Source organism: Arthrobacter sp. NPDC056727 (assembly GCF_042790555.1).
Lineage (GTDB): Bacteria > Actinomycetota > Actinomycetes > Actinomycetales > Micrococcaceae > Arthrobacter.
In genome coordinates, this window is the sequence record NZ_JBHTZA010000004.1 from 104,680 (window position 1) to 117,618 (window position 12,939).

Here is a 12,939-nt window from a genome sequence, read left to right on the forward strand (position 1 = left end):
CGCCAGGCATCAGTGCCGGCTGATGCCGAGCGGGCGGCCCCGCGTCTCCTTCGCCAGGACCACGCCGATGCCCGAGATGACGCACAGGATCATGATGTAGATGCCGATAGAGCCGGCCCACTTGGTGCTCTGCAGGAGTGACTCGGCGATGGTGGCGGCGAAGGCGCCGCCCAGGATGGCACCGAACGCATAACCGATCGAGATGCCCGAGTACCGCACGTTGGCGGGGAACATCTCCGCGTACATGGCGGACATGGGCCCGTAGGAAAGCCCCAGGCCGACCGTGAGGACGAACAGCGCCACGCCGTAGAGCACGATGTCCTTCGTGTCGATGAGGGCGAACATTGGGATCATCCATGCGAAGACGATCGCGTAGCCGGCCAGGAAGGTCTTGACCCGGCCGATCTTGTCCGAGAGCCAGCCGCCCACCAGGGTGAAGATCAGCCAGCCGAAGGATGCGAGGGTGGTGGCCAGCAGGATCTGCGGCGTGGGCATCTTCAGCGTCCTGGTGGCGTAGGCGATGAAGAAGGCAATCAGGAGGTAGCCGGCGGCGTTGTTGCCGATGAAGATCATCGTGGAGTAGAGGACGGCCTTCTTGTGGCTCCGGATGAGCTCGCCGAGCGGGGCCTTGCTTTCTTCCTTGCGCGCCGTCATTTCCTTGAAGACCGGGCTCTCACCCACGGCGCGGCGGATCAGGTAACCCACCACGATCAGCACGATGGACAGCAGGAAGGGAACGCGCCAGCCCCAGGAGGCGAAATCTTCCTTGGACATGCCGGTGTTGAGGAAGTACAGCAGCCCGGTGGCCAGGATCATGCCGACGGGGACGCCGATCTGGGGGTAGGCGCCGAACAGGCCGCGCCTGCTCTTGGGGGCGTGTTCCACCGCCATCAGGGCCGCGCCGCCCCATTCGCCGCCGGCAGAGAAGCCTTGGACAACGCGGAGGGCGATCAGCAGCACCGGCGCCCAGAATCCGATCTGGGCATACGTGGGCAGCATGCCGATCAGTGCTGTGGCGGCTCCCATCATGATGAGGGTGAACACCAGCATGGCCTTGCGGCCCAGCCGGTCGCCCAGGTGCCCGGCAACGATGGCGCCAAGGGGGCGGAACAGGAAGCTGATGCCGATCAGCGCGAAGGAGAGGATCTGCGCCAGGCCCGGGTTGGATTCGTTCAGCGGGGCCAGGAACAGCGGTGACAGCAGCGTCGCTGTCAGCTGGGCGAAGATGAAAAAGTCGTACCACTCGATGGTTGTGCCCACCAGGGTGCCGGCGAGGACTTTGCGTTCCTCGCGCTTGCTGCTGGGGCCCGCCTCTGAATCGACGTGTGAAGTTGCGGTCATTGAAACTCCGTGGCTGGGGGCAGTGCTACTGCCGGAGGTGGGAGCCGCCCGATTTACTGATCGAACGGTCAGTTAGTGGAAGGATACTATGAAAGTGTGATTTGGCGCACCCCTTGGGCGGCCCTGCGCACAGTCGCCCTTCGCATCGGTTGCCCTGCGCATCAGTCGGTCCGGTGCATCAGTCGGTCCGGTGCAGGAATTCGCGCAGGCGCGCCCTTACCGGTTCGCGGTCGTAGGTGTTGACCAGGGCCCCGGCCATCCGGACAGGGTCCCCAAAGAAGAAGTATTCATAGAGCGACTGCCGGCCGGAGAACCCTGAAATCGAGGCGTCGAACGCCAGCTTGAACAGCCGGACACGCTCAGGGCCGGTCAGCGTCTTCCCTTGCAGGTAGAGGTCGATGTCGGCCCTGGCTTCGCCGTTGACGTCCGCCTCACCGGGCAGTGCCATCAGCCCCGAGGCGGAGAACTTCCGGATGATCTGCGGGAAACGCTGCGCCATCTTCGGGTACCAGTTGCGGGCAGCGTTGAGTGTGGTCCATTTGGGCAACATCACGCCGGCCTCGTTGGGTTTGGCGTCCGCCTCCGACGCGCGGACCAGAGCCTTGCCTATTTCGACGTCGATGATCAGTTCGGCGATGTCCTCCTGGATATGCTGGAACCCGTCGATGCCAATGGAATCGGCGAGCTCGGAGGCCAGGCCCAGGAAGAACTCGCTCTTGGCGATGGTCCGGGTGACGACCTGGTGGGTCATCAGGGCACCTGCGCCGGTATCGGCGTAGAACGCGTTGCAGAGCTGCGGGTTGCCGAGCATGAAGATGCGCTCGCCTGGAACGAAGACGTCGTCAAAGACGGCCACGGCGTCCATTTCCTCGTAGCGGGACGCCAGCGGTTCATCGTGGATGCTTCCGCCGTTGTACAGCGAGGTCCGGCACAGGTACCGGAGCCCGGGCGCGTCATTGGGAATGGCGAACGCAAAGGAATAGGGGGCGTCCTCCGGCGTGCCGCGCAGCACCGTGGACGGAAAGACCAGCAGCTCATCGGCGATGGGCGCGATCGTGGCGAGCATGCGGGCACCCCGGACCACGATGCCGTCGTCGCGCTCCTCCACGATGTGGGCCGTGAGCTGGCCGCCGAGCTGCTCGGAACCCGATACCGACCTGTTCACCTGCGGCGGGATCAGCGTGTGGGTTGCCAGCATGTCGTTTTCGCGCGCCCACTCGTAATACCTGCTGATGTTTTCGGCGAATTTGGGATCCGCCTGCGAGAACCATTTCCCGGCCGTGCCCAGGGCGGTCAGCGCGGAGTTCATGTAGTCGCCGGTGCGGCCGAGGAATCCGTTGGTCGCCTCGGCCCAAGTGGAGGTCGCCCTGCGCCGGTGCTGCAGGTCCTCGATGGTCCGGGGCACCAGGAAGGACGCATTGACGGGGTCCCCCGTGGTGGGCGAGGCGTAGGTCAGCGCTTCCCGGTACCGCTGGTCGTGCTGCATGTCGAACAGCTTCGCGTACTGCCGGGCAACGTTGCGGAAGGCCGGGTGTTCGGCAACTTTCTCGCTGACCACTTCACCGTCGATCGCGATATGCGGGGTCATCGCGTTGAGTTTGTCCAGGTACTGCTGGCCGGTTCTGATGCCCATTGCTGCCTCCAGTCGTCGTTGAACTGTCATTGGTGGTGGTGAAAGCGCGGTGACTACAACAGGTCTTCTATCCCCAACTGGCTCTCCGGGATGGTGGTGAAAGCGCCGTTGGCGAAGGCGAGCGCATCGCCGTTGCGGTGGCCGAAATCCACCACCTCGCCGAGATAGAGGGTGTGGTCGCCGCCGTCGTAAGCTGCCCAGGGCCGGCACTCAAAGTAGGCAAGCACGCCCGCGAGCCGGGGGGCTGTTGCGCCCTCCACCCAGCGGGGCTCCGGGCCCGGACGTCCTGCAAAGTGCGTGGCCAGGTACCTCTGTTCGGCGCCCAGAATGTTGACCGTGAAGGGCCGGCCGGCCAGCTCATCGTGTGCTCTGGCGGTGCGGGCAATGCTGGCCAAAACCAGCGGCGGGTCCATGGAGACGGATGTAAAGGAATTGACGGTGATGCCGTGGCGCTTGGTGAGGCCGTCGAACGTAACGATCGCGACTCCCGTGGCAAACCGGCCCAGGCTGCCGCGGAACCGGTGGGCGCGGGGAACTGCGGTCCGCCCCGGAACGTCGGGGCCCGCTGCTGGATTGGCCATCATCGTTAACTGCCCTATAGTTGGAGTGTTCGATAGTTGAACAGGCAATTCCTATATGGAACCGTAGCCCAAGGTGAGGGGCTGCACAAGCCCTTGTGGCTGGCCTCCCCGCCGACCTGCCTAGGATGGACAGCATGACTCCCAACGCCGGTGCCGCAGCGCAGGTTGCCCCCGCCCAGGCCTCGCCGTCGCAGACCCTCTCCCGTGGCATCCGCGCACTGGAAATCCTCGCCGAAGCTGACCGCCCGCTGACCATCGCCGAACTGGCCGGGGCAATGGGCGTCCACCGCTCCGTCGCCTACCGGATCCTGCGGACCCTTGAGGACCATTCCCTGCTGGTCCGGGACGACGCCGGCCGGGTCCAGCCCGGCCCCGGCCTCGCCGTGCTGGCGCGGGGCGTCTCCCGGAACCTCCAGACAGCCGCCCTTCCGGAGCTGACCCAGCTGGCCAACACACTTAACATGACCGCGTTCGTGGCGGTGTGGGACCACCAGGACTGTGTGACGCTCGTGACGGTGGAGCCCAGGCATTCCGCCGCCACAGTGGTGCAGCATCCGGGGTCCCGCCATCCGATCAGCTCCGGCGCGCCCGGCATCGCCATCCAGTCCGCCCTGACCGAGCATGAGTGGAACCAGCTGGCTCCCGCCGTGACGTACCGAGCGGAGGCTGCCGAGGCGCGGAAGCGCGGCTACGCTGCGAGCCACGACGAAGTCATCGCCGGTGTTTCCTCACTTGCCGCACCCGTCCGGGTGCCCGGCGGACGCCCGGCGGCCGTCGCCGTCGTCTATATCCGCTCAGCGCAGGATCCGGAACTGGTGGCGGCGGCCCTGACCGCCAGCGCCGCCAGGATCGAAGGTCAGCTCGCCTGAGTTGCCCGCTCCCTGGAACGGACGACGACGGCGGCAACCGCCCCGAGCGCGAACAGCGCCGCCGCGGCGGCCAGGGTTACGAGGAAGGCGGCGCTGTGGCCGGCGCCCTGCGCCAGCTGACCGCCGAGGGACGAGCCAAGCGCGGTGCCGGCAACGATGCCGCTGGCCAGCGCCGTCATCACCGTGGCCAGGCGGCCCGCCGGTGCCACCATCCCGCCTATGGCAAAGACCGTGACCATGACCGGGCCCACCGGCAGGCCCAGCGCGAGCAGAACCAGCACCATGCCCCAGCCGTCGGTGGGAAGGAACAGCAGAGTGGACAGCCCGGCCATGGCTGCGGCTCCCGCCACCCACCGGGCTGTCACCGGGAAACCGGCAGGCCAGTAAGCCACCGAGATGGCGGCCGCGGCCGAGCTGATGCCCATGACGGCGTACAGGAGCCCGGCTGCCTCTGATGTTGCGAAACCGGCGGCAAAGGCGCTCAAGGCAGCCTGCGTCGAGCCGAAAAACGTGCCCATGCAGACCATGGCCAGGACCGGAAGTGCCACCGGGGCCATGCCGGCAAGCCGGCTGCCTGGCCGGGACTCGGCGTTGGGCGCGCTGCCGCGGTGAACGCGGCTGCCGGCAGCGCGCCGCGGGACGGCACTGTGGGTCGGGTGGACGGCGAAGGCCGGAACCAGCGTGAGCGTGAGCGCCGCGGCCAGGGCAAGCGGCAGCCACGGGGCGACCAGGCTGGCCAGGACGCCCACGAGGGCCGGACCAAGCACGAACGTCAGCTCATCGGCCGTGCTCTCATAGGACAATGCGACGTCAAGGTCGGTGCTGTCGCCCGCGCGCCGGCTGCCGGCCGTGAGTGCCATCCACCGGACCCGGGCCAGCGGACCAACCTGGGGGCAGCTCAGCCCGGCCAGGAACGCGGCCGTGATGACGACCCACGCCGCGCCGACGTCATGCACGCCGGGAATCAAGTACGCAGCGGCGATGACGGCAAGCACGGCCACGACATTCAGGACAGCCGAGACCAGCAGTACCGGCCGCTGGCTGAACCGGTCGGCCAACCAGCCGAGGACCGGCGCACCGGCGGCCGAGCCGATACCGACGGCGCCCGCAGCGGCTCCGCCAACTGCATAAGAGCCGGTGACCGAGGTGGCAAGCGTCAGGGTGCCCAGCGTCAGCATCGCGAGGGGCAGGCGGGCGAACAGGCCCAGGGGCAGGAATCCCCTGCCTGCCAGCGCCGGCAGGCGCGCGAAGCGGCCGCCGAACTTCGGCGCCGGCGCGTTGGTTTCAGGGGAGCCGGCGCCGGGAGAGTAGGTCCGCGGGGATTCGGTGCCGGCGGGCGGGGTGACGGGACGGGGGTCGGCGTGCGATTGGGACGCCGCTGGAGTGTGCATGTATCCGGGCTCGTTCAGTCATGCGCATCGTCCCTCCTCCCGATGCGCCGAACCCGGTAACAGTCCCATGGTACTGGAATCAGACCGTCACAAGCGCGTCCTCGATGTGCACCGTGGAGCCGTTGCGCTGTTTCACCACCTGGAGCTGGCTGCCGATTCGCTGCTTCATCTCCCCCACATGACTCACGAGCCCCACCACGCGTCCGCCGTCCCGGAGGCCTTCCAGGGCATCCATGACCTGCTCCAGTGACTGCTCGTCGAGGCTGCCGAAGCCCTCGTCAACGAACAGCGTTTCAATGTCGACGCCGCCGGCTTCCTGCTGCACCACGTCAGCGAGGCCGAGGGCCAGTGACAGCGAGGCCATGAAGGATTCACCGCCGGAGAGTGTCGAGGTGTCGCGGCGGCGGCCGGTCCATTCATCCACGACTTCCAGACCCAGCCCGGACTTCGCGTTCCGGGCTGCCCTCGCGTCCGAGTGCTGCAGTGTGTAGCGGCCGTCGCTCATGGCCACGAGCCTTTCCGATGCAGCAATGGCGACCTGCTCGAGCCGCGCGGCCAGGACGTACGCGTTCAGGCTCATGCGGTAGCTGTTGTCGCCGGAACCGCGGGCCGCTTCGGCCAGGCCTTTCAGGATTTCAGCGCGTTCCCTCGGCTCCCGGCCGGATTCAGCGAGCTTTCCATACTCGGCGCGCAGGCGGCCCAGGGTCCCGGCGGCCTGCCGGGCCAGGCCAGCCGCCAGTGCAACGTCCTTGGCAGCCTTGTCGGCCTGAGCAGCTTCGGCGCGCAGCGCGTCCAGATCCACTGCGGCGGCCGCTAAACCGGCTTCGTGATGCCCGGCTGCGTGTTCCACGGCGGCCTGTTCCTTCGTCGCAAGGACGAGCTCCTCGCTGGCGAACAGTTCCTCGAGCCGCATTTCCTCATCCCGCCCGGCCTGGACGGCCGACTCCAGTCGGGCCGCCTCCGGCGCCGGCAGCAGGGCCTGGCGGGCCTCAGCGGCCGATGTAAATCCGGCCTCGGGAAGAGCACGGTCGAGCTCGGCCCGTGCCTCGGCCAGACGTGCCGCGGCCTGCTCCAGCTGCGACTGGGCGGCGTCAGCCTGCTCGAGAATGCCGACGACCCGGCCGATGGCGTTGCTGCGCAGAGCGAGGCTCGCGTGGCCTGCACGGAGCGTTTCGAGCGACGATTCCAGTGCGGCGGACTGCCCCTCGATTTCGGTCAGGGCCGATTCCGTCTGCGCCAGCTGCGACAACGTCTCCACACGCACCTGATCCGTGGAGTCGATGCGGTCGGCCAGTTCCTCCTGCCTGCTCCTGCTGGCCGCCAGTTCCGCTACGGCGGCCGCTGCCTCGGCAGCGGATTCCCGGGCAGCCTTGGCGGCCTCCGCCGCTTCGGCAGGATCCGTATCGCCGCCCTGGCCGGCGAGAACGGCCACCAACTGCCTGGACTCCGACAGCTCGGCGTCCAGTGCAGAAAGCGCCTTCTCGGCTGCCTCGCTACGCTCCTTGGCACGTTCCTCTTTGTCGGCAAGCCCCAGTACCGAGTCCCCGGCGGGCACCGGAGCGGGATGCTCGGGGCTGCCGCAGACGGGACAGGGCGCCCCGTTTTCCAGCTGCGAGGCCAGTTCGGCCGCCGCGTTGGCCAGGCGTTCCTCGCGGACGTCCAGCCACTGACGGCGCAGTTCCTGGCGGTGTTCCCTGCCCCTGAGGTGCCGTTCGGTCACCGCTACACACTCGGCCGAAGCAATTCCGTAGCGCCTGACTACGTCCACCAGCTCATCCGCGGCGGCCGCTTCCTTGGTGCGAAGCACGGATTCCCCTGCCAGCTGTTCCAGCGGCTGCAGGGTGGACCGCAGGGCCTCCATCTCAGTACGGAGGGAAAGCAGCCGGGCGGCGTGGTCGTCGGCGGCACGGGCGAGTTCCTGCCGCCGCCGGGCCAGCCCGGCGGCCCGTTCCCACAGGCCGCCCAGCCGGACCTCATCGGCCAGGCGTTCTCCGATCACGGCGCCAAGGGCGCGCAGGCGCGACAGCTCCGCGGCCACGTCGACGGCGGGGAGTCCCCTGCCCGCCAATTCGAGGCTGGACGTGGCTGCCTCACGCACACTGGCGGAGGCGTGGTCAGCGGCTTTTTCCGCCTGGTCGAACATCGCCTCGGCGGAGGTCACGGACTTCAGCTGGCCGCCGAGGAGCTCCGCCTTCCGGTGCAGGTCAAGCGTGGCGCCCGCCCTCACCAGTCCGGGTGCGGCCGCCTCCGCGTCTGCCCTACGGCGCAGGGCGGCAGCAAGCTTCGAGCGCCTTCCCTCCCTGGCCAGCTCCGCTTCGAGCCGGTCCGCGCAGGCACGGCGCTGTTCCTCGGAGGATTCCGCATCGCCGGCCAGCGCCGAGGCGCGCGACGAGGCTGCCTCCTCCAGCCAGGACAGGAGTTCTGGATCGCCTGCGGATTCCGGTGCTGCATCGGAGCCGACTTCGAGGGCCGCGGCCTCTCCCTGCGCCCTCGCCACCAGCACGCCCAGCCTGCCTTCAAGGTCCGCCACTTCCCTGACAGCCCCGGCGGCCTGGACCGCCAGCTCCCGCTCCACTGCCTCGAAGCGCTCGGTCCCAAAGAGTTTCTGCAGCAGCTCGAGGCGGTCCGAAGCCTTCGAGCGGAGGAATGCTGCGAAGTCCCCCTGGGGGAGCATGACGACGCGGGTGAACTGTTCCCGGTCCATGCCAAGGAGCGCGGTGATTTCCGCCCCTGCTTCATCGTTCCGGCCGGATTTTTCCACCCAGGCGCCGGCGACGCGTTCGCGGAGGAGGGTCTTGGCCTGTTGCGTGGTGAAACCGTTGCGTCCGCGGGCGCTCGGCTTGTCCCAGGCCGGCGACCGGGAAACCTCAAAACGCCTGCCCCGGGCAGTGAATTCGCAGGTCACGCGGGGTTCGGCAGCCGGGTCCGCATGGTCGCTGCGCAGTCTCTTGCCGTCCTGCCGCGCTCCGGGCACGGACCCGTAGAGCGCGTAGCAGATGGCGTCCAGCACGCTGGTCTTGCCGGCGCCGGTGGGGCCATTGAGCAGGAACAGCCCGTGGGCGCTCAGCCGGTCGAAATCAACTTCCTCCGTCCCGGCAAATGGACCGAACGCCGAGATCTCCAGACGGTGGATCCTCACAGTGATGCCTCCTGCAGACGAACATTCTCCAAAGCTTCGGTGAGGGCGGCCTGCTCTGCCGCGTCCGGCTCCCTGCCGCGGACGTGTTCCAGGAATCCGCAGCAGACGGCAAGATCGTCCTCTGCCTCGGCCAGCCGGCTGCTGTAGCTCGACCCGGATACCGCGGTGGCTCCCTCCGGCTCGAATCCGAGGACAAGCGTGTCCGGGAACCTGGCCCGCAGCCGCTCCATCGCCTGGGCCGGCCGCTGGGCGTCCGTCAGGGTCACCTGGCAGTAGGCCTCCTCGGCCCAGGCGTGCTCAGGCGATTCCAGCAGCGCGTCGAGGGTTCCCCTGAGGATGGCAAGCTGCCGCGGGGCGTCCCAGAGGACCTCGTCCACGCCGCTGACGCCGGACTCATTAATGTCCACGAGCCAGCCGCCCTTCAGGTGCTTCGCTTCCGAGAAGGAATACGCCAGCGGCGATCCCGAATAACGCACGTCCGGGGAGAGGGACTGCCGGCCGTGCAGGTGGCCGAGTGCGGTGTAGCTGAAGCCGTCAAACAGGTCCAGCGGGACAGCGCCTACTCCCCCGATGCTCAGGTCACGTTCGCTGTCCGAGCTGATGCCCCCGCTGGCGAAGGTGTGGGCCAGCACCACGGAGTGGACGGTCCGGGACGAGCTGCGCGCGGCGATGTCTGCCCTGATGCGTTCCGTGGCGGCACGGGTGACTTCGAAGTGGCTGGCGGTGTCCACTCCAAGCTGCTCGGCCACCAGCCGGGGCTCGAGCCAGGGGATGCCGTAGATCGCCAGCACAGGACCGTCCTGACCCGGCCGGGCCCCGCCGAGCGGCAGGACGAGGGGGACGTCCAGTTCCTGGAGGCGGGTGCGCAGGTGAACGCCACCTTTCTCCAGCAGCCGGGAGGCGAATCCGAGCCGGATGGCGGAGTCATGGTTTCCGCTGGTCAGCACCACCTGGGCACCCGCCCCGGTCAGCCGGACCAGGGCGTCGTCCAGCAGGTTGACGACGTCAACGCCGGGCAGCGCCCTGTCGTAGACGTCGCCGGCAATCAGCACGACATCGACGGACAGTTCGCTGACCCTCGCAACCAACTGGTCGACAAAGGCGCGCTGGGCGTCCAGCATGCCGACGCCATGGAAAGACCGGCCCAGATGCCAGTCGGAAGTGTGCAATAACCGCATATTCATAAGCTAAACGCGGGCACTGACAATATTGCCGACGCCGCGCTTCGGCGCGTCAAGACTGTTTGCTGCGCGGCCCGTCGAAGAAGTCGCGCGCCTCATCGCGGTCCGCTTCCGGCGCTGCGGCCGGGAGGTCCGCACCTGCTGTGTGGCCGTCATCCGTCCGTGTGCCTGCCGCACCGGGCTCTTCGTCCGAGTCGCCGTCGAAGTCGTCCAGTTCGGTTCCCTCAGGCTCAGCGTCCACCACGGCTGCACTGCGGCCCCGGGCGTCAGCGAACCCACGGAAAACAAGGCCGGCGATACCGGCACCGACGATGGGCGCCACCCAGAACAGCCACAGCTGCTCCAGTGCCCAGCTGCTGCTGAAGAGGGCGGAGGCGGTGGCCCGCGCGGGGTTGAAGGGCGCGTTGCCAAGGGCCTGGCCCAGCTGCAGAAGCACCGCAAATGCCAGCCCGACGGCGAAGGGGGCCGCGGCGGCGTGGTTGTTGCGGCGGGATGTCATGGCAAGGAACACGGACACCAGGACGGCTGCTCCCAGCACTTCGGCGAGCAGCACGCCGGCCATCGAGGTCTGGATCACTGAGTGCTCACCGAATCCGGCCGTAACGGTGTCAAAGGCCGTACGGGCGTCGGGGATGCTGGGTACCGTGCGGAGGATGCCGAACAGGGCGAGCGCGCCGGCCGCCGCGCCGACCAACTGCGCGCCGATGTAGGATGCCGCGGCGGCGATGCCGATCCTGCCCGCCACGAGGTTGCCCAGCGTGATGGCCGGGTTGAAGTGGCCTCCCGAGATGTACGCAAACGCCAGCATCACCGCTGTCACGGCGAGGCCGCCGGCGAGCGCACCGGGGAGCGGGTTGGACTGCGGAAGGGTGAAGAGCGGCACGCCCAGCCCGGCGACCACCAGGAACAGCGTTCCGAACGCCTCCGCTCCGAGCCTGGCCAGGAGTCCGGGCCGGAATCCGTTGTCACCGGCGGAAGGCCGGCCGTCGGTCGGGGGGACGGACACAGGGGTGCTCATGGGGAAATCCTTAGGTTTTGGTCAGCGGGGAACGCCGCTCGGTTCGGGAACCGGCCCCAGCAGTCTGGCAGCAAAGTCTGGACACTTGCTGAATCCGAGCTTATCGTCCGGTGTCCGGACCCCCGGCATCGGGAGGGCAGGATCACAGGTAAATTTGCCTGCATGAGCAATGTTCCCGGCCCCAGCGTTTTTTCTGGCACGGCGCCGTCCCCCGAGTCCCGCATCCATGGCTGCCTGCTGGGCGGCGCCCTGGGCGACTCACTCGGCTACGCCGTCGAGTTCGATCCGATAGAGGAGATCCGGCGCCGGTTCGGCGCCGCCGGCCTCCGGGATTTTGCCGTGCTCGACGGCGGGACCCACTTTTCGGACGACACTCAGATGACGCTGTACACGGTGGACGGGATTGTCGAGGCCCTGGAGTGGGCCAACTCGGGTGTCGGTGCCGACGCCAACGCCTGCGTGTGGCTTGCGTACCTGCGCTGGCTGGACACACAGGGCGAGACCCTTCCTGACTCAGCGCCCCGGCCGCAGCCGCGCTGGATTGACAGCCAGGAAGTGTTGCGGCACCGGCGGGCGCCAGGCAAGGCGTGCCTGAGCGGGCTGGCCACCGGCGAAATGGGAACGGCCGCCCGCCCGGTCAATCCTGATTCGAAGGGCTGCGGAACCGTGATGCGGTCCGCCCCCTTTGGCCTGGTTCCGCACATTCCGGCCGACTCCGTGTACAAGCTGAGCGCCGACGCGGCCTCCCTCACCCACGGCCACCCCTCCGCCCGGCAGAGCGCAGGCGCTTTCAGCCTGATCATCCATGCCCTCGTGCAGGGCAGCAGCCTGGCCGGGGCGGCGAAGGCTGCACTCGCGCGGGTGCTGGCGGATGGGGAGGCGGCGCCCGAACTCCGCGAGCGGCTGGAAGCCGCGGTCCGCCTCGCCGGCGAGGCGGGATCCGGCACCATCCTCAACCCGGAGGACCTGGTCGGTGAACTCGGGGAGGGCTGGGTGGCTGAGGAGGCACTCGCCGTCGGACTTTATGCGGTGCTGGCCACTGCGCCCCAAACACAGGTGGACGGCCTGCCGGACCCAGTGGAGCACTTCAAGGACGCCATCGCGCTGGCCATCAACCACAGCGGCGACAGCGACTCCACCGGGTCCATCGCGGGCAACATCCTCGGCGCGTACTACGGCACGGCCTGCCTGCCGGCAGAGTGGCTGGAGGCGCTTGAGGCCCCCGAGGTGATCCGCGGCATGGCCGGTCAGCTGGTTGCCGTCACAACTGCCTGAGCGGAATGTTGTTGCAGGCCTCGCAGACGTCCTCGGGGATAAGGCCCCGGCGCTGCAGCAGGCCGAAGATGGCACAGCCGAGGCAGACCCCTGCGAAGGCTTCCAGCGAGGCGGCAATAATGAGCACGGCAAGCAGGATCCACGCCGCCGGCGCCAGGCCGGCTGCAAGCAGGACGGCGGCCGCCGTGGACATTGCGGCGCCGATGCCTTGGGCGAAACGCTTAGGCGGTCCGGGCACCAGCTTGACCCGTCCCAGCCTCGGCGCGAGGACGTGGACCGAAAGCAGTGCCAGCGGGGAAATCCTCGGGCCGAACAGCACGCGCAGCCAAAACCCCCCCGCAATGACGGCGAGCCCCCAGCCGAAGCCGGTGAGCAGGGTCGCGGCAGCCAGCAGGACCACCAGCCCGGCGGTGATGCGGGCTGCGTATTCGTTGACCGGATTGGGAAAGGCGAACACCGCACCCACGCCGCCGGGACTGCCCAGTTTGCCTAGCTTGGCCATGCACCGAGC

Annotated in this window: 10 protein-coding genes; 2 read left to right on the plus strand and 8 right to left on the minus strand. The window is 68.3% G+C overall.

Going from position 1 to position 12,939, the window contains the following annotated elements:
• Positions 1-9 precede the first annotated feature (9 nt).
• From ACFRAH_RS05420 to ACFRAH_RS05430, 3 genes are all read right to left on the minus strand, one after another.
• A complete protein-coding gene (locus tag ACFRAH_RS05420; protein WP_377989889.1) occupies positions 10-1,341 on the minus strand; it encodes an MFS transporter in 1,332 nt (443 codons plus the stop codon).
• A 178-nt stretch (positions 1,342-1,519) separates the two neighbouring features.
• On the minus strand, positions 1,520-2,974 hold the full coding sequence (hpaB, locus tag ACFRAH_RS05425; RefSeq protein WP_377989890.1) for a 4-hydroxyphenylacetate 3-monooxygenase, oxygenase component: 1,455 nt from the start codon (positions 2,972-2,974) through the stop codon (positions 1,520-1,522).
• A 53-nt stretch (positions 2,975-3,027) separates the two neighbouring features.
• Positions 3,028-3,555: a flavin reductase family protein gene (locus ACFRAH_RS05430; RefSeq protein ID WP_377990048.1), complete on the minus strand. Its 528-nt coding sequence runs from the start codon at positions 3,553-3,555 to the stop codon at positions 3,028-3,030.
• A gap of 134 nt (positions 3,556-3,689) precedes the next feature.
• Here ACFRAH_RS05430 and ACFRAH_RS05435 point away from each other — a divergent pair, with 134 nt between their 5' ends.
• Positions 3,690-4,424 carry an IclR family transcriptional regulator gene (locus ACFRAH_RS05435; protein WP_377989891.1) on the plus strand — a complete coding sequence of 245 codons (735 nt, stop codon included), beginning with the start codon at positions 3,690-3,692 and terminating at the stop codon, positions 4,422-4,424.
• Here ACFRAH_RS05435 and ACFRAH_RS05440 read toward each other — a convergent pair.
• The 4 genes from ACFRAH_RS05440 to ACFRAH_RS05455 all read right to left on the minus strand — a co-directional run bounded on the left by ACFRAH_RS05440 (position 4,412) and on the right by ACFRAH_RS05455 (position 11,153).
• Positions 4,412-5,815 carry an MFS transporter gene (locus ACFRAH_RS05440; protein ID WP_377989892.1) on the minus strand — a complete coding sequence of 468 codons (1,404 nt, stop codon included), beginning with the start codon at positions 5,813-5,815 and terminating at the stop codon, positions 4,412-4,414. The genes ACFRAH_RS05435 and ACFRAH_RS05440 overlap by 13 nt on opposite strands.
• 79 nt (positions 5,816-5,894) lie before the next feature.
• Positions 5,895-8,954 (minus strand): AAA family ATPase, encoded by a 3,060-nt coding sequence (locus ACFRAH_RS05445; RefSeq protein ID WP_377989893.1) that lies wholly within the window; start codon positions 8,952-8,954, stop codon positions 5,895-5,897.
• The gene (locus tag ACFRAH_RS05450) at positions 8,951-10,132 is read right to left on the minus strand and encodes an exonuclease SbcCD subunit D (RefSeq protein ID WP_377989894.1); all 1,182 of its coding nucleotides are present in this window, start codon (positions 10,130-10,132) and stop codon (positions 8,951-8,953) included. The genes ACFRAH_RS05445 and ACFRAH_RS05450 overlap by 4 nt, the downstream gene beginning before the upstream one ends.
• A 55-nt stretch (positions 10,133-10,187) precedes the next feature.
• Positions 10,188-11,153 carry an MIP/aquaporin family protein gene (locus ACFRAH_RS05455; RefSeq protein ID WP_377989895.1) on the minus strand — a complete coding sequence of 322 codons (966 nt, stop codon included), beginning with the start codon at positions 11,151-11,153 and terminating at the stop codon, positions 10,188-10,190.
• Positions 11,154-11,315: 162 nt separating this feature from the next.
• Between ACFRAH_RS05455 and ACFRAH_RS05460 the strand changes: the two genes are divergently transcribed.
• Positions 11,316-12,428: an ADP-ribosylglycohydrolase family protein gene (locus ACFRAH_RS05460; RefSeq protein WP_377989896.1), complete on the plus strand. Its 1,113-nt coding sequence runs from the start codon at positions 11,316-11,318 to the stop codon at positions 12,426-12,428.
• Here ACFRAH_RS05460 and ACFRAH_RS05465 read toward each other — a convergent pair.
• Entirely contained in the window at positions 12,415-12,930 is a 516-nt protein-coding gene (locus ACFRAH_RS05465) for a DUF4395 domain-containing protein (RefSeq protein ID WP_377989897.1), read from the minus strand. The genes ACFRAH_RS05460 and ACFRAH_RS05465 overlap by 14 nt on opposite strands.
• Positions 12,931-12,939: the final 9 nt, after the last annotated feature.